Origin of the sequence: Cohnella sp. GCM10012308 (genome assembly GCF_042649185.1) — a bacterium.
Taxonomy (GTDB): domain Bacteria; phylum Bacillota; class Bacilli; order Paenibacillales; family Paenibacillaceae; genus Cohnella.
In genome coordinates this window covers 25,190-47,975 of record NZ_JBHRYU010000011.1, presented here as the reverse complement: position 1 = coordinate 47,975, position 22,786 = coordinate 25,190, and the positions used below count along the sequence as shown (strand labels likewise).

10 protein-coding genes are annotated in these 22,786 nt (G+C 60.1%); all 10 read left to right on the top strand.

The genetic code is table 11. From position 1 onward, the window contains the following. Positions 1–302 precede the first annotated feature (302 nt). The gene (locus tag ACFOTD_RS14555; protein WP_378119904.1) at positions 303–1,016 is read left to right on the top strand and encodes a 4'-phosphopantetheinyl transferase family protein; all 714 of its coding nucleotides are present in this window, start codon (positions 303–305) and stop codon (positions 1,014–1,016) included. A gap of 12 nt (positions 1,017–1,028) precedes the next feature. Then, entirely contained in the window at positions 1,029–5,024 is a 3,996-nt protein-coding gene (locus ACFOTD_RS14550) for a beta-ketoacyl synthase N-terminal-like domain-containing protein (protein ID WP_378119902.1), read from the top strand. 77 nt (positions 5,025–5,101) lie between these two features. Next, positions 5,102–7,369 (top strand): SDR family oxidoreductase, encoded by a 2,268-nt coding sequence (locus tag ACFOTD_RS14545; protein ID WP_378119900.1) that lies wholly within the window; start codon positions 5,102–5,104, stop codon positions 7,367–7,369. Between the two features lie 15 nt (positions 7,370–7,384). Beyond that, positions 7,385–16,306 (top strand): beta-ketoacyl synthase N-terminal-like domain-containing protein, encoded by an 8,922-nt coding sequence (locus ACFOTD_RS14540; protein WP_378119898.1) that lies wholly within the window; start codon positions 7,385–7,387, stop codon positions 16,304–16,306. Beyond that, on the top strand, positions 16,284–17,903 hold the full coding sequence (locus ACFOTD_RS14535) for a PfaD family polyunsaturated fatty acid/polyketide biosynthesis protein (protein WP_378119896.1): 1,620 nt from the start codon (positions 16,284–16,286) through the stop codon (positions 17,901–17,903). Before ACFOTD_RS14540 ends, ACFOTD_RS14535 begins: the two co-directional genes overlap by 23 nt. Positions 17,904–17,918: 15 nt before the next feature. Then, positions 17,919–18,788: a phosphatidate cytidylyltransferase gene (locus ACFOTD_RS14530; protein WP_378119895.1), complete on the top strand. Its 870-nt coding sequence runs from the start codon at positions 17,919–17,921 to the stop codon at positions 18,786–18,788. A gap of 23 nt (positions 18,789–18,811) precedes the next feature. Then, complete coding sequence (locus tag ACFOTD_RS14525) at positions 18,812–19,426, top strand: CDP-alcohol phosphatidyltransferase family protein (protein ID WP_378119893.1); 615 nt, start codon at positions 18,812–18,814, stop codon at positions 19,424–19,426. A gap of 460 nt (positions 19,427–19,886) precedes the next feature. Next, entirely contained in the window at positions 19,887–20,513 is a 627-nt protein-coding gene (locus ACFOTD_RS14520; protein WP_378119891.1) for a hypothetical protein, read from the top strand. Between the two features lie 996 nt (positions 20,514–21,509). Next, the gene (locus ACFOTD_RS14515) at positions 21,510–21,974 is read left to right on the top strand and encodes a GNAT family N-acetyltransferase (RefSeq protein WP_378119889.1); all 465 of its coding nucleotides are present in this window, start codon (positions 21,510–21,512) and stop codon (positions 21,972–21,974) included. Between the two features lie 121 nt (positions 21,975–22,095). Next, positions 22,096–22,725, top strand: coding sequence for a GNAT family N-acetyltransferase (locus ACFOTD_RS14510; protein WP_378119887.1), 630 nt, complete (start codon positions 22,096–22,098; stop codon positions 22,723–22,725). The last annotated feature ends 61 nt before the right edge of the window (positions 22,726–22,786 follow it).

Genomic DNA, 22,786 nt, shown 5'->3' with positions numbered 1-22,786 from the left:
CGGTATTGCCGGCGAAAAGCCGCTTCTCTTCCCTGGACGGGGAGGAGGAGCGGCTTTTCCGTTTCATAGCGGCGGCTGTTTGGGCGCTAACGAAGCATGATTACGCTTCAGGAACTAAAGGGGATGAAGGGATAATTACGACTTTTTGCGTAGTTTTTCTCACGCAAAGTGACAATTATCTTATCCTTTCGACAAGTTCTCGTTCACGGTGGAGATTTATTCCCTTATAATAGAAAAATGTATAACCATGTTTTATCCCCTGACTACTAAACTTTATTTTGATATGCCGAGGGAGCGTGGCCATGACCGACATCTTCGCGGTGCGAATAACCGGTCCGCTGTCGCCCGAGATCGTTGATCGTCTCGCGTCGGTACTGCCGCAAGAAACGAGAATGCTGCTCGGCCGTTACCGGCTGCAAGCGGACCGCGACCGGAAGCTGCTGGCAGAGTCGCTGATCCGGGATTTGCTCCGCAGCCGGTTAGGAAGGCAGCTGAGCGGCGCCGTATTTGCCAGGAACGAATATGGCAAGCCGTACATAAAGGAAGCGCCGGATTTTCATTTTAACTTGTCGCATAGCGGCAATTGGGTCGTGTGCGTCGTTCATGACCGGCCGGCCGGCATCGATGTCGAGCAGCTTCTTCCGATCGATATGAACGCGATTGCAAGCCGTTATTTTGCCGATCGGGAGCAAGAGCTGCTGTTCGGTTTGCCTGAGACGGAGCGGCTTCGCGGCTTCTATGCGCTGTGGACCTGCAAAGAAAGCTACATGAAAGCGGAAGGGCTTGGCCTGTCGCTGCCGCTGCGCGATTTTTACGTGGTCGTGCGAGGCCGCTCCGCGCATGCGTATCCTGCGTATCCCGGCTCGCTGGCTTCAATGCCCCGCCCGATGCGGCTGTGCGGCCTGGACGGCGCGGTTATGGCGGTCTGCGCGGAGGAGGGGGCTCTATTCCCCGAAGAGCCTATTTTACTGACCAGCGATGAACTGGTGATTACATGCTTGCGCGAACGTGATTAAGGAGGATTGCCAGTGAACGATAGAAAAGGATCCGGCGCGATCGCGATCGTCGGCGTTAGCGCGCTGCTGCCCGGATCGACCGACAACAAGGGATTCTGGAACGACATCATGGCGGGCCGGGATCTCATGACCGATATACCGCCTACCCACTGGCTCATCGAGGACTATTACGATCCTACCCCCATGACGCCGGACAAAACCTATGCCAAGCGCGGCGCCTTCCTTCCGCAGGTTCAATTCGATCCCAAGGAATTCGCTATGCCGCCCAGCAACATTTCCGCTACCGACACGAGCCAGCTGCTCGGTCTGATGGTGGCCAAAAGCGTGCTGGAGGACGCAGCCGCCGGCCAGTTCAACGCGATCGACAAGGATCGCATCAGCGTTATTCTCGGTACGGCCTCCGCCTCGGAGCTCACCGTGGAGCTCGGCAGCCGCATTCAGCGGCCGGTCTGGGTCAAGGCGCTGCGGGAAAGCGGCGTGCCGGAGGATCAGGTGCAGGCGATCAGCGACCGCATCGCTTCCGAATATGTGCCATGGAAGGAAAGCTCCTTCCCGGGCCTGCTCGGGAATGTCATCGCGGGCAGAATCGCCAACCACTTTAACCTCGGCGGCACGAACTGCATCGTGGATGCGGCCTGCGCCAGCTCCCTTACCTCGATCTCGATGGGGGCGATGGAGCTGTTGGCCGGAAAGTCCGATCTCGTCATTACGGGCGGGGTCGATACGCTGAACGATATTTTCATGTTCATGTGCTTCAGCCAGACGCCCGCGCTCTCGCCGACGGGCGATTGCCGCCCGTTCTCGGATCAGGCCGACGGCACGATGCTCGGCGAGGGACTGTGCATGTTCGCCCTGCGGCGTCTGGAGGACGCCGAGCGGGACGGCAACCAAATCTATGCCGTGCTGAGGGGCTTCGGCACCTCTTCCGACGGCAAGTCCAAAAGCGTATACGCGCCCGTCTCCAAAGGGCAGGCCAAAGCGCTTCGCCGCGCCTATGAAATGGCGGGCTATTCGCCGGCTACCGTAGAGCTCATGGAAGCGCACGGGACCGGGACGAAGGCCGGCGATGCGGCGGAGTTCGCAGGACTGGCCTCGGTATTCGACGACGGCGCGAGAGAAGACCGGCAATGGTGCGCGCTCGGTTCCGTCAAATCGCAGATCGGCCATACGAAAGGAACGGCAGGCGCCGCAGGTTTGTTCAAGGCCGTCATGGCGCTCCGGCACAAGGTGCTGCCGCCTACGATCAAGGTCGAGCGGCCCAATCCGAACCTGGATATCGCGGGCAGTCCGTTTTATTTGAATACCAAAGTCCGGCCCTGGATCAGAGGGTCGTCGCATCCGAGACGGGCGTCGGTCAGCGCCTTCGGCTTCGGGGGAAGCAACTTTCACGTGACCCTGGAGGAATATAACGGTCCGGGCCGCCAAGCTTGGAAGCTGCGGAGCATGCCGTCCGAGCTGTTCCTTTTTAGCGCTAACGATCCGTCATCGCTGCTCGCGCAGTGCGAAGACCTGCTGGCCGGCCTGACTGACGATGACGGACTATTCGCTTATTTGGCTCGTCGGACGCAAACGAATTACGATGCAAAGCTGCCGGCAAGGCTGGCGCTCGTCACCGCCGACCTGGACGGACTCCGCATGAAGCTCGAGAAGACGATCGCGGCGCTTCGCGGCCATCCGGAGCGGCGGATCGATGACAACGGCGGAATCTATTACGCCTATGACGCGAATCCTGGCGAAGTTGCGATGCTGTTTCCCGGCCAAGGCAGCCAGTATTTGAACATGGGAGCCGAGCTGCTGCTGGCGTTCGACGAAGCCCGGGGCGTGTGGGACAGGGCGGCCGATCTGGAGACGGATGCAAGCGGCAGCCTGCAAGAGACCGTCTATCCGCGGCCCGTTTTCGCCAAAGAAGAGCTCGAAGCGCAGCGCGGCCGGCTGCAGGCAACGCAGTGGTCGCAGCCGGCGATCGGCGCCATGAGCCTGTCGCTCCTGCAAGTGCTGCGGAAGGCTGGCGTGCAGGCATCGTACGTTGCGGGCCACAGCTTCGGCGAGCTCCCCGCCTTGTACGCAGCGGGAATTCTCGAAGAGAAGGACATGCTGCAGGCGGCGAGAAAACGCGGCGAGCTCATGGCGGCGGCCGCGGCGGCATCTGCCGGAAGCGGCGCGATGAGCGCGGTGTTCGCCCCGATCGAGCGGGTCCGCGAGCAGATTGCGAAAAGCGGCGCAGCCGTCGACTGCGCGAACCATAACAGTCCGAGCCAGGTCGTCGTCTCCGGGGAGGCGGGGGAAGTGGGCCGCCTGGAGGAGAAGCTGTCCGCGGACGGCATTCCTTTCAAGCGGCTTCCGGTGTCCACGGCGTTCCATTCGCCGCTCGTCGCTTCATCCGTCCCCGAATTCCGCGCGTTTTTGGCGAACGCTCCGCTGGGAGAGGGAGGGGCTGTCGTCTTGTCCAATGCGGACGGCAAGCCGTTTCCTTCATCGCCGGACGGCCTGCGGGATCGGCTGGCCGAACAAATCGCGCAGCCGGTTCTGTTCGCGGAGACGGTGGAGGCGCTCTATGATCGAGGCGTCCGTACGTTCATTGAGGTCGGGCCGAGCGCCGTTCTTTCCGGACTCGTCGAGCAATGCCTTGCGGACAAGGATTTTGTAGCCGTTGCGACCGATCGTAAAGGGCAGCACGGCGTCAACGCGTTGTGGCACGCGCTGGGGCGGCTTGCGGCCGCGGGCGTTCCGCTCGATCTCGCGCCGTTCTGGGACGATTACAAGCCGGAGGAAGATCCGCGCAGCCGTCCCAAGCCGGCCTTCACGATCCCGATCAGCGGGGTCAATAGCGGCAGGCCTTATCCGCCCGAAGGCGGTACGCCGGCGCTCCCGAAGCCGAACGAGGCAAGCTTGCCTGCCGCTGCGCCGGTCGCCGCCGAGGTGTTGCCGGCGACTGAGCCAGTGACGGCTATCGGGCATCCGGAGCAGGAGGCTCCGAGCCCGATATTCGCCTACGCAGCCGGGCAGCAAGAGGCTGCGGCCGGTCGCGCCTTTGAAGTCGGCGCGGAAGCCTACTGGCAGCCCGCTGTTTCTCATACGACAATAGCTCCCATTTACGATACTCAGGAGGAAAATACAATGTCTACTTACCCGACCAATATCCAATCCGTGCTGCTTGGCGCGATCACGGAGATGCAGCGCCAGACGGTCGAGGCGCATGCCGCCTATCAACGCGCGATGGCTGACGGGCATGTCGCTTTCTTGCGCACGGTCGAAGTATCGCTGGCCGGACTGAGCGCCTTGGCTGCCGGCGGGTTCGGCGCTTTCGCGGCAATGCCTGAAGCGGCTGCAGCGGCCGCGGTTCCCGCGCCTGCTCCAGCGTGGGCAGCCGTACCGGCTGCCAGCCCGTACGTGCCTGTACAGGCGGCTCCAGCCTACGCGCCGCCGGCGCCGGTAGTGTCTGCCCCGCCAGCTTACGTGCCGCCAGCGCCGGTCGTGGCAGTACCGCCAGCTTACGTGCCGCCAGCGCCGGTAGTGTCTGCCCCGCCAGCTTACGTGCCGCCAGCGCCGGTAGTGTCTGCGCCGCCAGCTTACATGCCACCGGCGCCGGTAGTGTCTGCGCCGCCAGCTTACATGCCACCGGCGCCAGTCGTGGCTGCACCGCCAGCTTACATGCCGCCAGCTCCGGCAGCTCCAGCTCCGATTCCGGCTCCGGCCGCTCCAGTAGCGGCTGCGGCTGCGGCTGCTCCGCAAGCTGAGGCAAGCGACGTGCGCTCGGTCATGCTCGAGGTAGTAGCGGAGAAGACGGGCTATCCGGTCGAAATGCTGGACTTCGATATCGAGCTTGAAGCCGGACTCGGCATCGACTCGATCAAGCGCGTCGAGATTTTGTCCGCCGTGCAGGAACAGTTGCCGGCGCTGCCTGACGTGCAACCGGGCGAATTGGCGGCGCTCAATACGCTTGGCGAGATCGTCGACTATATGAACCGCGCGCTCGGCAAGGGCGGGGAGTCTGCAGGAAAAAAGTAATTATCCATGATCGCAATCGGTCCGCGGTCGTGCGCTACGGGGTGAAGGCCGCCCCTGCGCCGGCAGCAGGATTGGCGGTGCCCGGCCTATGGGACGGCGCGGCCGTTGAGATCATGGATGACGGAAACGGGATTGCCTTGGCGCTTGCCAAGCGCATGCAAGAGGCCGGTGCGTCGGCGCGGGCGGTAACGGCGATATCCGCGGAAGCCGATGCGGTCGTATGGCTGGATGCGCTGAAGACGATAAGGACGGACGAAGAGGCGCTCTCGGTCAACCGCGGCGCTTTCGAGGCAGCCAAGACGGTTGCCGCGAAAATGGCCAAGCAGGGCGGCGTCTTCGTTACGGTGCAGGACACCGGGGGCTCGTTCGGCCTCGCGGATGCGCCGGCTTCACGCAGCATGTGGACGGCCGGCTTGACGGGGCTCGTCAAGACGGCTGCACGCGAATGGCCGCAGGCAGCCGTCAAAGCGATCGATCTGGACCGGACAGGGCTCACGGCGGAGACGGCGGCCGAGCGCATTTTCCAGGAGCTAGCCGCTGGCGCACCTGAAGTCGAAGTCGGCCTGCAGCGCGGCGGAGGCAGAATGACGCCGGTGCTGGAGCTGGATCCGGCGATGGTCGCGCCTGTAAACGAAGGCGACGGCGGTGCGGAAGATCGTGCCGTGCTGCTCGTTTCCGGCGGGGCGAGAGGCGTTACGGCTGCAGCGATCGCGGCATTGGCACGTGCTGAGCGTCCGCGCCTCATTTTGCTCGGCAGAACGCCGCTCGAAGAAGAGCCTGCCGCGTGCAGAGGAATTGCCGACGATGCGGGGATGAAGCGCGCGCTGCTCGAACAGGCAAAAGCGGAAGGCGCCGCCATTAGCTTGGCGGAGCTCGGCCGGCGCGTGCAGCGCATTTTGATGAATCGCGAGATTGCCGGCAATCTGCAGACGCTCAGGGAGCTGGGCTCCGAAGTCGTCTATGTGCCGGTCGACGTACAAAATGCGGAAGCGCTGCGGGAAGCGCTGCAGCCGATCCGCGCGAGGTGGGGGCCGATCACCGGCATCGTGCACGGCGCAGGCGTGCTCGCCGACAAAGCGATCGCGGACAAGACGGTCGAGCAATTCGACTATGTATTCGATACGAAAGTAGGCGGCCTGCGGACGCTGCTGTCCGTCACGGAGGAGGATCCCCTCACGCTCATCTGCCTGTTCTCTTCGGTATCCGCGAGAAGCGGCAATGCCGGGCAAGCGGACTACGCCATGGCAAACGAAGTGTTGAACAAGTGCGCCCAGGCGGAAGCGGTCCGGCGCGGCCCAGGCTGCATCGTGAAATCGATCAACTGGGGGCCATGGGACGGCGGAATGGTCAGTCCGCTGCTCAAGAAGCATTTTGAACAGCGCGGCGTCAACCTCATTCCGATGGAAGAAGGAACCGCTGCATTCGTGGCCGAGACGGCGGATGCAAGCGGGCTTGTGGAGATCGTCATCGGGGGCAGCGCCGGGGACAGGCCGACCTTGATCGAAGGCGCGTCGGAAAAAACATGGACCGCGGAACTGTTCCTGCCGGAGCCGTCGCTCGCGCCATGGCTGCATGACCATCGCATCGGCGGCAGCGCCGTCGTCCCGGCCGCGATGGCCATGGACTGGTTCGTGCGCGCCGCGAGGGCCGCGTATCCGCACCTTGACGTCAAACGGTGTTCGAACTTGACGGTGAAGAAAGGGATCGTCGTCGAGGAACGGGACGGCCAGCGCAAGCGGCTGACCATGACGTGCAACGACCGGACCGACGGCATTGCGCAAGCCTGGCTGAGCTTCGAGCTCAGGGGAGAGGACGGCCGCATTCATTATACGGCAGACGTCGAAATGGGCATGGAGCGCGAAGAGATTCTCCCGATAGCGCAGCCGCTTCCCCAAGCAGGAATTGAAGCTTGGAACTGGCAGCGATCCGACGCCTACGATGGCAGCAAGCTTTTTCACGGCCCGGCCTTCCAGATCATTCGCGAGCTGACGCTGGCAGGCAGCGAAGGCGCGGAAGCCAAATTCGAGCATGACGCGGCTACGGCGTGGTCGAATCGGGACGGCGGCATCGACCCGGCGATGATCGATGGCGGCTTGCAGCTCGCGCGGCTATGGGGCATCCGAATGTTCGGGGAACCGACGCTTCCTACTAAAATCGGGTCGTATACGGCTTACCGGCGCATGCCCCGTAATCAACCTGTCGTCTGCCGGATCCGGAGCGAGCGGCGGGGGAGATACAAGACCGTTACGCAAGTAGCTTGGCTGAACGAACAAGGCGAAGCGATCGCCGAGCTTTGGGACGTTGAAATGCATATCGTGGCAAGCCAGAAGCAAGCACATGAGTGAGAGGAAGATGGCAGCATGAGATTCGAGCCGATTGCGATCGTCGGGCAGGGATGCGTGTTCCCCGGTGCGGCGAACCCGGAGGAACTATGGCGCATCGTCGCTGAGCGGAGGGAGACGCTGACAGAGCCTGAAGAAGGCGAATGGCGTCTGTCCCGCGCAGCCTCCCGGCGAGGCTCGGACGGGACCGAGTGGTCGACCCGCGGCGGATACATCAGAGGCTTCCAGGCGGAATGGGAGCAGCTTGGCCTGCAGGTCGACGCGGCGCAGATCGGCGCGATGGACCGGATGGTTCGCTGGATGCTGCATGCCGCAGCGCAAGCGCTGCCCGATCCGAAGGCCGGCCCCGATAAGCATAAACGGACCGGCGCGGTCATCGGCAATCTCTCGCTGCCGACGGAATCGATGTCGCGTTATGCGGAGCATGTCTGGCTGCAGTCGCAGCAGGGGGATGCGCCGCGCGAGCTTTTTGCCAGGGAGGTCGGCGAGCCGCCGGACGCGGTAAACCGGTTCATGTCCGGTTATCCCGCGCATTTTCTCGCGAAGGCGTTCGGTCTGGGCGCCGGCGCATTCTGCCTGGATGCCGCCTGCGCTTCATCGCTCTATGCGATCAAGCTCGCCTGCGACAGGCTGCATGACGGCAGCGCGGACCTGATGCTTGCCGGAGCCGTGAACGGAACGGATGCACTGTTTTTGCACACGGGCTTCCGTGCGCTGAAGGCGATCAGCCGGAGCGGGCGGAGCAGGCCCTTTCATCCGGAGGCGGACGGCCTCGTACCCTCCGAAGGCAGCGGCTTCGTCGCCCTGAAGCGATTGGCCGATGCCGAGCAAGCAGGCGACCGTATTCTCGGCGTCATCCGGGGCATCGGCCTGTCGAACGACGGCGGACAAGGCGGCATGCTCGCGCCCGCCCGGGACGGTCAAATTCGCGCGATGCGGCAGGCATACGCCATGTCGGGCCTTCGTCCGCAGGACGTATCGCTGATCGAATGCCATGCGACCGGCACGCCGCTTGGCGACGCGGTTGAGGTTCAAAGCATGAGCGAAGTATTCGCCGGGCGCAGCGGGGTTCCGATCGGTTCGATTAAAGGCAATATCGGACATCCGGTGACGGCGGCGGGCATGGCGGGCTTGATGAAGCTGCTTCGCGCGATGGAGGAGGGCGTCTATCCTGCCACCCTGCACTTACATACGGACGGACCGGTTAAGCTGCTGGAGGGTACGCCCTTCCGGCTGCCGCAGCCGGGAGAGACTTGGCACCCGGAGGCGCCGCGGCGGGCGGCGCTGAGCGGCTTTGGTTTCGGCGGCAACAATGCGCACTTGATCGTGGAACGTTATGAGCCTGGAGGCAGCTCGGCGGCAACGAAACTTGACCGTGAAACGGAAGCGGCAAGCCGCATGGATGCGGACCTGGCCATCGTCGGCATCGGCGTTAGCGCCGGCAGCAGCAGGACAACCCGGGAATGGGCTGCGGCCTTATTCGGGCCTGACGCTAGCGATCGCGGGAAAAAGGGATTGGAGACGTTCCGCTCTGGCGGGATCGCGCTCACCATGCAGGACATTTCTGTACCGCCTGTCGACCTGAAGCAGGCGCTGCCCCAGCAGGTGATGCTGCTGCGGACGGCGGCCGATGCCGCGGCGGAAGTGGGCGGACTGACCGGCGACCGCGTCGGCGTATACGTCGGCATGCAGTGCGATGCGGAGATCGCCCGGCATATCGCGCGGGTGAGAGTCGGGGAATGGGCCGGCAAGCATGCGGCGCTGTCCGGGCTTCAGGCGTCGGATGCTGACGTCGCCTCCCTGCAAAATGCGTTCTACGGGCCGCTGGAATCTTCTACGGTCGTCGGGCTGCTGCCGAATGTGCCGGCCAACCGGCTCAACAAGCACCTTAAAATATCCGGTCCGGGCTTCACCGTGTCCAGCGAAGAGCTGTCGGGGATTACGGCGCTCGAGCTGGCTTCCCGCGCGCTAAGAAGCGGCGAACTGGACGCCGCCCTGATCGGGGCGGTCGATCTCAGCTGCGAGAGCGTGCATCAGGCAGCAGCGGAGGCCATGCTCGAGAGCGGAAAACAAAAGCCGGGCGACGCTTCGGTCGTGCTGGCTGTCAAGCGGCTCCATGATGCCCGGCGCGATGGCAATACGGTCTATGCGGTGCTGCCTGCATCTGGCGGCGGCGACGCTAAGCCTGGGCTTTTGCTTGGCGCGGATGAACGGGATGCGGTGCATCTGGCATCGCGCTTCGGCCATTCGCATGCGGCCTCCGGGCTGCTGCATGTGGCGGCAGGCGCGCTCGCCCTGCACCATGGACTGCTGCCGTACGGCAGCGGCCGCGGTCTGCGCCCATGGCTGCGGGGAGAAGAGGCGCGTACCGCCCGGATAGACGTCAGTGCGCTCGGCGGCGCCTCGGGCTCCGTCATGCTCGCGGAAGGTGACGGCGCGCCGTTCGCGCTGCGCGGTTCCCGGGTGCCGACGCTGCATACCTATGCAGCCCATGATCGCCGCGCGCTGCTGCAATCGCTTCGGGGCGGAACAGAATCTACGCAAGGCGCCGTTCGTCTGGCGATCGTCGCACATGGAGAGGCGGCGCTGTCGGCGGCAAAAGAGGCGGCTGCGCTTGAGCTTGAGCGGCTTATAGCGGCTCCCGGATCAGGGCCATTCCGTGAAGGGCCGGGCATCCATTATTCGGACGCGCCTGCCGGCGGCGAGCTTGCTTTCGTATTCTCGGGCGCAGCGTCGGCTTACGCGGGTATGGGGAGCGGACTGCTCGCGGCGATACCGGAATTAGGCGTTGCGATCCGCGACCGGTTCCGTACGGCGGCCGAGGCTGCCGGCTGGATCTATGCGGAGCAGACCGACCGGGCGCCCGACGCGCTCGCAATGCTTGGCGGGGCTTCCTATTTGACGCAAGTTCATGCGGCGTTCACGCAGCGGTGGCTCGGCCTCAGACCGCAGGCCGCGATCGGGCTGTCCTCGGGCGAGACCAACGCGCTGGCGGCGATGGGCGCCTGGGACAATCTCGACGGTTTGTTCCGCGACTTGCAGAAGGACGGAATCTATAGCCGCGAGCTCGCCGGAACCTACCGCGTCTTGCAGGAAGCGTGGGGGGAACCTCATCCGAAGTGGGAGAACTGGCGCGTAAAAGCATCGCCTGAGGCCATCCGCGGAGCGATCGCGTCGGAAGCGCGCGTCCGTCTTACGATGCGCAACGCGCCGGGAGACTGCATTATTGGCGGCGAGCCTGCCGCCTGCAGGCGCGTGCTGGACAAGCTGAGACCGGCGCCTGCCTATCCGCTCGGCTACGATATGGTCGTGCATTGCCCGGAGCTGGCGGCGATCGCGCCGCGCTGGCGGGAGATTCACCGCCGCCCGACGCGGCCGGTGCCAGGCGTGCGCTTCTATTCGGGCGCGTCGGCGAAGCACTACGAGCCGGACGCCGACCGGGTGGCCGATGCGCTGCTGGAAATGGCATCCGGTCTCGTCGATTTTCCAAGAACGATCCTTCAGGCTTGGGAGGACGGCGTACGTATATTCGTCGAGCACGGTCCCCGCAGTCTGTGCTCGGACTGGATCGGTCAAATTCTGGCTGGCCGCGAGCATCTGTGCATCGGACTGGATCAGCCCGGCGTTGATTCGCTGGAGCAGGCGACGAAGACCGCTGCCCGTCTATTCGTATCCGGTATCGATGTGAAAATTGATCGTTTGCAGTCGCGATTGGCCGAATTGGGCTCGGCGCAAACCAAGGACGGTAAAGACGCAGCCATGACGTTCCCGGCGCATCTGCCGCCGGTTGTCCTGCCGAACATGCCAACAAGAATGACGGATGCCGGACATCCAATCGGACGGGAAGAGGTTAAGCCTTTGAAAACAATCCATGAGACCGCGCCGAGACCGGTGCCGGAGACCGTGCTTGCAGCGCCTGCCGGACAGTCGGCAGCAGTGCCGACGTTTTCCGCGCCTGCCGGGGAATACGCCAGAATGGCGTCCGCGCATCGCCAGTACGTCCAGCTGCAGAGCGGCATCCAGCTTCAGCTCATGCAGCTGCTGGCGAACGGCAGATCGCTGCCCGCGCATATCGCACCGGGGCACATACCAGCTGCGCCTGCGTCCCCAGCCGCTACATCTGCGCCTGTGTTTGCCATACAGGTTCGGCCACCCGCAGCGCCTGCGCATCTGACCGCAGCATCCGCGATTCCAGAGCCGGCATCGCACCTTGCGGCATCGCACTCTACAGCATCGGACCTCCCGGCAGTACGCGCAGCAGGGACGCAGCCGATCCGATTCACCCGCGGGCAGCTCGAAGTTTTGGCATCGGGGCGCATTTCCGACGTGTTCGGCCCCGCCTTCGCAGGGCAAGACGGCTATGCGGTGCAGGTGCGCATGCCGGAGCCGCCGCTGCTGCTGGCAGACCGGGTCGTCGCGCTTGAAGGGGAGCCGCTCTCGATGGGCCGAGGCTCCATCAGAACGGAAACCGACGTCTTAAACGACTCCTGGTACCTGCACAAAGGCCGCATGCCGTTCGGCATTATGATCGAATCGGGGCAGGCGGACCTGCTGCTCATCTCGTGGCTCGGTATCGACCGGCTGAACAGGGGAGAACGCGCTTACCGGCTGCTCGGCTGCGAATTGACGTTCCACGGCTCGCTGCCCGCGCCGGGCGAAACGCTGAGCTACGACATTCGCGTCGATTCGCATGCCAAGCACGGAGACATCCGGCTCTTTTTCTTCAATTACGACTGCACGGACGGCCAAGGACGCCGACGGATGACGATGCGTCAGGGACAAGCCGGCTTTTTCACGAAAGAGGAATTGCGCGAGTCGGCAGGGGTCATCTGGGATCCGGCGAAGGTCGAGATCGAGGCGAACGCGCGACTTGACGCGCCGCATGTCCTGAACGCCAAAACACGCTATACGCCGGATGAGGTGCGCGCCTTCGCTGCCGGCGACTTGTACGGATGCTTTGGCGAAGGCTTCGCGTTTGCGCAGACGCACACCTGCTCCCCTTCGATCCAGAGCGGCCGCATGCTGCTGCTCGATGAAGTGACGGTCCTCGAGCAAGGCGGCGGACCGCTCGGCCGCGGCTATCTCCGCGCGGAGACGGCCTTAAGCGGGGACGAGTGGTTTTTCGCCGGACACTTCAAGAACGATCCGGCCATGCCGGGCACGCTCATGCTGGAAGGCTGCGTGCAGGCGATGTCCTTCTACCTGGCAGGCCTCGGCTACACGCTGCGCAAGGACGGCTGGCGCTTCGAGCCGGTTCCCGAGCTGCCGTACAAAATGATCTGCCGCGGCCAGGTCACGCCCGAATCCCGCAGCCTCGTATACGAGGTGTTCGTCCAAGAAGTCATGGACGGACCGGAGCCGACGGTCATTGCCGACGTGCTGCTGACGGTAGACGGACGCAAGGCGTTCCACTGCAGCCGGCTTGCGGTGCGCCTGGTACCCGACTTTCCGCTGCATACCGAGCTTCGTCATCTGACGGAGGGCGCTTCCGGCGATCCGCGGGCAGCCTCGTCCGGCGGCGTCACGTTCGATTACTATTCGCTGCTCGCTTGCGCCTTCGGCAAGCCGTCGCATGCGTTCGGCAGCCGGTACGCCGTTTACGACAAGGGCAAGCATGTGCCCCGACTTCCGGGACCGCCCTATCATTTTATGACGCGGGTGACGGAAGCCGGCGGACAGCTTGGCGTGCCGAAGACCGGCACGGTCATCACGGCCGAATACGACATCCCGCCGGACGCGTGGTATTTTGCCGAAAACGGTTCGCGCACGATGCCGTTCTGCGTGCTGCTGGAGGCGGCGCTGCAGCCTTGCGGCTGGCTCGTGTCCTATCTCGGCATTCCCGAATCGCCGGAGCGGGACGCCTACTTCCGCAATCTGGACGGCAAAGCGACGCAGCATCGGGAGGTGCTCCCGGGCGCCGGCACGCTGCGCACCCGGGTGAGCCTGACGAGCCTGTCGCGAATGGGCCATACGTATATCGAATCGTTCCAGGTGGATTGCTTCCTCGCGGACGCGCCCGACGCGCCGGTATTCACGATGTCGACCGTATTCGGACACTTCACGCTCGAAGACTTGTCCAATCAGGTCGGTCTCGGCGCCGGGGAAGCCGAACTTGCGCGCATGCTGGAGCCGTGCGACTTCGAAGCGGATTTGCGCAACAACGATACCTTGTTCCAAGCCGGTCCTACGAGTAACCGGGTGAGGCTGGCGAGCGGCAAGCTGCTGATGATCGATCGCGTGACCGGTCATTGGCGTCAAGGCGGCAAGCATGGTTTGGGCAGGTCGAGAGCGGAGAAAAAAGTCGATGCGGACGACTGGTTTTTCAAGGCGCATTTCTACCAGGACCCGGTGCAGCCGGGCTCCCTTGGCGTCGAAGCGATGGTTCAGCTGCTGCAGTTCCACATGCTCCAGGAGGGCATGGATCTCGGCTTGAAGCAGCCGCGCTTTGAGCCGCTCGGCACGGGCATGGAGATCGTGTGGAAATACAGGGGCCAAGTGACGCCGCAGAAGGACAAAATCGTCGTGGATCTCGACGTGCTGGAGACGGGCCGCGACGAGCGTGGCGTCTACGTGACGGCCGAAGCGTCGCTCTGGGTCGACGGTCTGCAAATATACTATGTTCCGCTCATGGGCATGCGGCTGGTGGACGATGGCGGTACCGGCACGGGGCCGGAGAAGACGGACGGCGAGCCGGAGGTTGTCGTCGAACAATCGTTGTTCGACCCCGAGACGCAGCCGTGGATACGGGATCATTGCCCGACGTATACCGCGCCGGCGATGCCTTCGACCTTTATTCTGGATACGATGGCGAATGCCGCGCGCAATCGCGAGCCGAACCGGATCCTGGCAGGCGCGGCGGACGTGCAGTTCAAGCGGTGGCTCGTCGTCGACCGGCCCCGCCTGCTGCAAACGGAGGTTCGTCTGGCGGAGAACCGCGACCTGCGTGGAAATAGCGCCTTCTATGACGTGAGGCTTTACGCCTGGCGGGACGCGCCGGATTCGCGGTTGTCCCGGTTCGAGGAAATCGCGTCGGGCCGGTTCGAGCTGGCAGACCGGTACCCGGCTGTAGACGAAGCGGATTCCCGGCCGTTCGAGCCGCTGCAGGAGCAGGAGTCTGTCGCCGATCTATACGACGCCGGGCGAGTCTTCCACGGGCCTGCTTTTCAGATCGCTAGCACGATCGTGCTTGGCAAGAATGGGGCTGCTGCCATCCTTTCGGCGGAGGGGAATCGGACGGGAGCCGCATCCGTTCCGACCGGATGCCTCAATCCGCTCCTGCTCGACGGCGCGACGCACGCGATTCCGCATGATGAGCTGACTTTATGGGCGCCCGGGGTTGCGGACGATCTGGTCGCTTATCCGTACCGGATGACGGCTTGCCGGTTCTACGGAGATACGCCGGACGCCGGCGAAGTCCGCTGCGACATTCGCTTCGACGGCTTCGAAGGAGACGCGCGCTTCCCGGCTTTCCGGATCCGCCTCTATCGGGGCGAACGGCTATGGGCATCGCTGCGGCTTGTCGAGGTGCTGATGCCCAAGGGGCGGATCGGCCGCGGCGACGGCCGGAGCCGGCAAGCCTTTTTACAGAACCGCGTTTATGTAGAAGGCGTGGCGCTGTCCCGAAGCGAGGGGGGCGTCACCAAGCTGACCGAGGCCGAGGTGCGGGGATCGGACTGGCTCGCGGGCACGGTGGCGGCGGTATATGGCATTGACGCTTCGGCGAGCTATAAGGAGCTGACGCGGCTGGCGGCGATCAAGGACCATGTGGGACTGATCGCCGGCGTTCATCCTTCGACCGTAACCGTGGATGAAAAGGCAAGCTCCGCCTTCAGCTCGGTATATCCGTACGAGCGCCATCCCATCGCGCTAGAGGAAGAGGACGGGGAGATCCGCGTCGCCTCGCAAGCCCCCATCCGGGATATCGAGGGGGCCATGGGTTACTGGAGGCAAAAGCTCGGCAGCGATGTCTGGCTTGGCGAAGACATTTACCGGGCGTTAATCGCAAGCTTCGTCGGCGGGTTCGTCGTTGAAGATCCCGTGCGGTTCGCGCTAGCGAGCCAGGGACCGGTATTGTATCTCGCGAATCATCAGACCGCCGTGGAGTCGCTGCTGTTCGCTTGCCTGGCGGAAGGGCTGACGCAAAGCCCCGTGGCGGCGATCGCCAAGAAGGAGCATCGCGATTCGTGGATCGGCCGGATGCTCGCGCATATGGAAGCCAACCCGAATGCGCGGTTCACAATTCCGATCGTTCATGTCGACCGCGAGGACCAAGGGGCGATGCTGCAGACGTTAAAGGACCTTGCCGTCCGCATGCAGGCCGGAAAAGAATCGATCCTCGTGCATGTCGAGGGGACGCGCGCGCGGACCGAGGATAAAGAGGTTACGGTCGTGAGCGGCATCTGGACGGATCTTGCGCTGCAGGGCAATATTCCGATCGTGCCCGTCCGGTTCAGGGGCGGCTTGCCGGCGGAGGAATCCGAGTCGCGGCTGGAGTTTCCTGTCGGATACGGCAGGCAGCATTATTATATCGGACGTCCGATCTTCCCGGATGAGCTGCGGGCGCTGCCCTTGCCGGCGCGCAAGCAGGTGATTCTCGAGGCGCTGAACGGAACGGGGCGCAGGTCTGCGCAGCAGGAAGACGGGCTGGCCGCAAGCGGCGGCAATCCGGCATTGGCCGAGCAGATACGGGTTCTGACGGAGGAGGCCCGCGTGCCTTACGAGCAAGCCGTGCTGCTGGCGTCTCTTGCGCGCCTGGCGTCGTGCAGCGCCGAGGGCGCGGCGTTGCTGCAAGGCGTGTCGGCAGGGAAGCTTCGTGTCAAGGACGATCCTGCAGGACAGTGGCTCGCGGCGTTTGCCGGCTGGCTGTACGGACAATCGGGACCGAAGGTGCAAGTGACGAAACGGAGGAAAAACACGCATGCAAATGCAGACAACGCTTAGATGGATGCCGGGCGATACGGGGCCGGCTTTTGCAGGAGAGGAGCTGGCCCAGCTGGCCGCTCGCGTGCGCGAGCCGGCGTATATCGTCCGTTATGGCGAAAACGGCGCTTTAGGCTTGGGCCTGGGCGGGAGCGTCGCTCCCGCAAGCGGCGCGGAGGCGGCGAATTATCCGCTCGCCGCGATGCTGCCCGCGCTCTATCCCGAGTGGCTGGGCGGCGGCGCGTTCGCGCAGGCGCACGGCGTGCGCTTCGCCTACATCGCCGGCGAGATGGCGAACGGCATCGCGACCGCGCGCATGGTCATCGCCATGGCGCGAGCCGGCATGCTTGGCTTTTTCGGCGCGGCGGGCCTTCCGCCAGAGCGCGTCCAGGCTAACCTTGACGTCATCCAGGCCGAGCTCGATCCGCAAGGGCTGCCTTGGGGCATCAATCTGATCCATACGCCTAACGAACCGGCCATGGAGGAGCGCATCGTCGATCTGTATCTCCGCCGCGGCGTAAGGAGGGTGTCGGCCTCCGCGTTCATGGGACTTACGCCGAGCATCGTCCGCTACGCTTGCAGCGGATTAACGCTTGACGCATCCGGTACGATTCGTCGCCGGAACCATCTCTTTGCGAAAATCTCGCGCCCCGAGGTCGCCGGCCCGTTCATGTCGCCGGCGCCGGACAAAATGCTTGCGGATCTCGTCGGCCGTGGTCTGCTGACTGCCGAAGAAGCGCGGCTTGCCGCTTATGTGCCGCTGGCCGAGGACATTACGGTCGAAGCGGATTCCGGCGGACATACCGACAACCGTCCGCTGACGGCACTGTTCCCCGCGATCATGCGCTTGCGCGACGATTTGCAGCAGACATACAACTATGCGACCCCGATTCGCATCGGCGCTTCCGGCGGGCTCGGCACGCCGGCTGCCGTGGCCGCCGCTTTTGCGCTCGGCGCGGCCTACGTCATGACCGGCTCCGTCAACCAATCGGCGGTGGAGTCGGGATTGTCCGACGAGGGCCGCGCCATGTTGGCAACGGCGGGACTGGCCGATGTCGTCATGGCGCCGGCCGCCGACATGTTCGAGCAGGGGGTCAAGGTGCAGGTGCTTAAACGCGGCACCTTATTCAGCGCCCGCGGCTTTCACCTGCTCGACCTGTACCGCAGTTATAACCGGATCGAGGATATCCCGGAGAGCGTGCGGCTGAAGCTGGAGAAGGAAGTGTTCCTGGCATCGCTCGATTCGATCTGGGCGGACACGGCCCGTTTCTTCGAGAAGCGGGAGCCCGGACAGCTCGAGCGGGCCGAACGCGATCCGAAGCACAAAATGGCGTTGATTTTCCGCTGGTATCTGGGCAAGGCAAGCCGGTGGGCGATCGACGGCACGCAGGAGCGCAAGCTCGATTACCAGATCTGGTGCGGACCCGCGATGGGCTCGTTTAATGCCTGGGCCGCAGGCTCGTTTCTCGAACAGCCGCACAACCGCACGGTTGTCCAGATTGCCTGCAATTTGCTGGAGGGCGCGGCTGTCGTCACGAGAGCGCAGCAGCTGAGGAGCTACGGTCTTCCCGTTCCGGCGCAGGCATTCGATTATAGGCCGCGGCCGTTCCAGTTGTGACCGGAGGCGTTTAAATTGCTGCTCACTTTTTACGTTGTCACGCTGGTCATGATCGGCTTCTTCACCGTAACGGCGTGGCTCGGAGGCAAGCGCGAGGTCGTCGTTCGCGGATTGACGCTGATCGCGCTGCAAAATGCGACCTGCCTCGCCCTCTGGGCCGGCTATCCGGTCTTTCGCCTGTACGCTGCGCTGGTGCTGCTTGCCGGATTATTGGAGCTGACGCGACATTACCGGGGCGTCGGCGGGATGCAGCTGCGTGCAGGGATACCGCTCTTTGTCCTTGTAGCGGCTGCTTCAGCAACGATTTTCCTCGAGGCGGAGCGAATCGGCATTTATGCGCTGCCGATTGGGCTTGCGCTTGCCGGATACACGTTTTGGGCTCCGGCTCGACAGGTGCGGAGTCCGGCATTCGGCGCGTTGTTTGCCGTCTTCGTGCTTGCACCCGGAGCAGGCTGCCTGGCTCTCTTGTCCAGGGACGGAGCGGCGGCGATCATTACCTACCTCTTGCTGCTGCAGATGAACGATGCTTTTGGGCTGCTCGCAGGCAAGAAGTTCGGACGCACCAAGCTTTTTCCCCATATCAGTCCGGGCAAATCTCTCGAAGGCTATATCGGAGGCGCAGCCGGCGTCATCGCAGGCGTCCTCATGCTGAACGGGTGGATCCCGGCGTTAGAGGGCGTTTCGATCGGCAAACAACTGCTCATCGTCTGCTTTATTTTGCTGCTGGGCAATATGGGGGATTTACTGTTTTCGGCGCTCAAGCGCAGGCTCGGCATTAAGGATTTCGGCAGGATGCTGCCCGGGCATGGCGGCATTCTCGACCGATACGACAATATTCTGTTCGGCGCACCGCTCTTCGCGCTGCTATGGGGGCTGCTGCCGTGAAGCGACGTGGAGGGAAAACAGGGATGGGAAAATGGTTTCCGGCGCTGCGATACTGGAACCTCGCGAATGCCATAACGACCGGCGTATCCGTTAGCGGACTGCTGGCCATGGTGTTTTTTGTAAAAGGGCAATATGCGCTGGCGTTTACACTTTATGGCGCGGCGATATTGGGCGATTATGCGGACGGGATCGTCGCCCGCAAGCTCAAGCAATCATCCACCTTCGGGCAGGAGCTCGACAGTCTGGCAGATGCAATCAGCTTCTGCGTGCTGCCGGCTTTCGCCGGTTACGCGCTCGGCGTGACGTCTCCGCTAGGCATAGCGGCACTCGTTCTGTACCTCGTAGCTGGACTATGGAGGCTGGCCTACTTCAACGTCAGCGGCTTGGAAGAGGACGGGCGTCATGCTTACTACACTGGCGTACCGACGACGATTGCGGCCAGTTGGCTGCTGCTGCTGAGCCCGTTTATGCTGGCAGGAGACTTTCCGGGACGCGAGGCAGCGTTAGCGGCGGTCTTCGCCGTCTGCGGCCTCCTCATGCTATCCGCTGTGCCGTTCCGCAAGAACGGCATGATGACGAAGGCGCTGTATGTGCTGCTGCCGGCTGTCGTCGTGTTGAATTGGATACTATTCGGTTAGATCCTCCTAATAATCTCAAAATGGATAATAAAATGCTTACCATGGGTTTTCAAATGGTAAGCATTTTTTTATTCCGGTACGCGGTCCGTTAATTAGTGCCAACCGCCAGCATAAAGAGGTTTTTATTTACAGTCGACGAATCTTACAGTATTGGATCGAAGGAGATATGGAGCTGCTCGGTGAGCGCCGCTTCGGAAGCATCGTCGTTCATCTCCGCTACCGCGCGATCGTCTGGCCGATCCTAAGGGGGAAGAGCAAGTTGAGACCATTTCATATCGCTGCATGCCTAGTCATTTTCCTGTCGCTGGTCACTGGCTGTAATATTTCGGATGGTGCAATAAATCTCAATAATGGTATAGCTAAGTCCCCTGGTCCGACTCAGGCAGAGTCTGTGCCTCAATCCGGATCTGTTCCTCAACCCGCGTCTGATGTTCCGACTTCCACAGGCAGGGGGGTTCACTTGCTTCAACAGTTTCTCGAAGCCGTCAGATCACAGGACAGCAAAAAGTTAACCGATATCATGCGCAGCACGAGTCCTGATTACGAAAATGATTATATACACGTCGACGAATCGGTTATGGAACAGTTCCTGAAGATGCTCAGCGTGGAGATGGATCCCGGAACGATTCAAGCGGCGCTAGATGAGTCCGGTGATCGACAAGAGACATATATCGTTTCCGGCACCAAGGGCAGCGGCGGACCGGTAACGATTAACGATAGGCTGTACGTAAGTTTCCCGAACGGTTCAGACGATCCGTGGCTGGATTGGTCCTATATTCGTTATTTGCCCTATGCGGAAGCGTTGGCCGGAGAATACATTCGTCTAATCCAGGCAGGGGATGCAGAGCAGCTGGCGCGTTTTTCCGTCGTGGACGATATCGGGTTGACGACAGCGAGTGCCAAGGAGCTGATCACGAATTACGCAACCCACTTCGATCATATGAACCAGACTGAATTGGTTTACAAAGGCAACTTTCAGTTCGAAGTACGGGATGCATCGGAAAAAAGCCATACCTTTCGAATCATATACGGCGATGGGCTGATGGGCATCGACGATACGTTCGCTCCGGCGATGACAACGATGTAGAAGCTTGGCCGTTACTTGGATGGAACTCATCAGATCATTAAGGAGTAGGTTATGGAAATCTAAACAACAGTAGAAGTTGCTATCTAGAGAGATGAATAAGTAGAGGTAAAGAATTAATTCAGTTTAGATATTTATTGAGTGATAAAGTAATAGGCCCTTGAGCTCCCTCGAAGAACGATCCTGCAATCATATTGCCGTTTTAATTAAGTGTTAAAGGGTAGTTCAATCATTGCGTGAATTATTTCAGATGTGAAAAATATTTGAATCTCGCAGATTTGTTGTCAAGCTGAAATTGACTGGAGGGCGTGAAGGTTATAAACGACAATTATAAGCCAATATTAAGTTTGATAGGATTAGGTTTATTCATAATAACAATAGTGGTCCATCTAAGTTTAAAAGTTGTAAGAATATCAGATGTAGGAATAGGCATGTTGCTCTCTCTCTCCAATGCACTAATGTTAATTTTTACGTTGTTATGGAGTGTAATGGGGATAATTGAATTTCGAATATTAATGAAGTACCGCAAAGGTATCAGGGATAATTTCGATAACGGAAGAATAAATAAAGATGAATATAAGAACATATCAAAAAGACAGAAAATTAATTTAACTATAAACATCAGTTATTTAGTCATTGTCATATTACAAATGGGATACGTTATGTTTAACTGGGTTGAAGTAAACATATAAATTCAAGAACTTTGAATGTGGCTATCATAAAATTCACGCATTGAGCCATTTGGCTATCAGGCAGAAACGAATATCATTATGCTCTCTCGGGTAGGATACTTCCAATATGTTGAATTATGATTAGGTCAGAATTGTGGTAGAAGGGATTATCGATGTAGACCCCTGAGCGGCTAAATTTTCAGTAGATTCGCCCAAGCCCAACCAAAGTTGTCGCCGTGGCAGCTGCTCCTTTTTATTAAGCTAAATGACAGGAAGCCCCCAATACGATGCTAAGCAAAATTATGTAAGTTGAGAATGAGGGGATATTATGAATGTCCATTTGGAAAGCGTAACTTCTAGTAATTTTGATCAGATTATTGAACTAAAGTCTGGTATTGAGCAAGAACAAAGAATGCAAATTTATGAAAGATGGGTAGGGTCGAACGCTTTCTTCTTGGCTGTTTGTCAAGTTTACAAATTCACTCCACGTGCAATTTATGATTCTGAGACACTGATTGGTTTTGCTTGTCATGGATATAATTCTGAAACGGAACGTTTTCAATTAATAAGCGTTATGCTCGGTCATCAATTCCAAGGGAAAGGTTACGCAACTGCTAGCTTGAAACTCATTATTGATGATATGAACCTTCAATATAAATGCAAAGAAATTTATCTCACAGTCATTCATGATAACATGAATGCAATTAAAGCGTACGAGAAAATAGGATTTATTCCTACAGGAGAAATTGAAAAGGCTTTTCACGATGAGCATGTATATAAACTAATTCTTTGATATTAAGGATTATCCTCGAACAGTCTTGCATTGAACATTATGCCTGATCAGATTCGGATGAATCGTTACCTTCACTTATCATCAGGCTATATTAATCCTTAATGTTGGAGGTATATATTTAATGGAGGTTTTATTATATAAAGCAGATTTAAAAGATGCAGTGACTATTCATGAAATGAAGGTAAAAGCGTTTATGCCCTTGTTGGAAAAATATCAGGATTTTGAAACAAGCCCCGCTAATGAAAGCGTAGAAAGAATCATCGCTCAAATCAATAAATCTTTTACAGATTATTTCATAATTCATCATCTTGAGGTTGCTATTGGTGGAATTAGTCCAATTTTTATATTGCCAGAACATCAAGGGAAAGGAATTGCTCAAAAAGTCTTTGAATATTTTATGGAAAGCATATATAGCTGGAGGCTCATAATGTCTGTAAGTGTGTTTAGAATTAATCAAGAGGATGATTCATTTGAACTAGGTTTTGAAATCCCGGTATCTAATGAAAGATTCTTCATGAATTATTGGCAATCTGCCATTGAGCAGTTAGGGATTTCTTGTATTCGTAATGGAACAGAATTAAGAAAAGAACAGTTGGAATTAACACTTCAGGAGCTCGAAAAGTTGAGAATATGGGCTCAATCTAAACTACTGAAAAATGAAACGGAATATATGCTCAACAGGATTGATTGGCTTCTTATACAGTTACCTTTCGCATTTATAACAGATGACACTGTTTTATGGATTGGATAGCTACTGCATCGCTACGGGGAGAATCGTCAGGTAATTTGCCTGGTGGTCCTTCGGCCTTGGT

Excerpts from the sequence above, each read along its gene's own strand:
- ACFOTD_RS14555 (WP_378119904.1), top strand. The coding sequence starts at position 303 with ATGACCGACATCTTCGCGGTGCGAATAACCGGTCCGCTGTCGCCCGAG.
- ACFOTD_RS14540 (WP_378119898.1), top strand. The coding sequence starts at position 7,385 with ATGAGATTCGAGCCGATTGCGATCGTCGGGCAGGGATGCGTGTTCCCC.
- ACFOTD_RS14535 (WP_378119896.1), top strand. The coding sequence starts at position 16,284 with ATGCAAATGCAGACAACGCTTAGATGGATGCCGGGCGATACGGGGCCG.
- ACFOTD_RS14525 (WP_378119893.1), top strand. The coding sequence starts at position 18,812 with ATGGGAAAATGGTTTCCGGCGCTGCGATACTGGAACCTCGCGAATGCC.
- ACFOTD_RS14515 (WP_378119889.1), top strand. The coding sequence starts at position 21,510 with ATGAATGTCCATTTGGAAAGCGTAACTTCTAGTAATTTTGATCAGATT.
- ACFOTD_RS14510 (WP_378119887.1), top strand. The coding sequence starts at position 22,096 with ATGGAGGTTTTATTATATAAAGCAGATTTAAAAGATGCAGTGACTATT.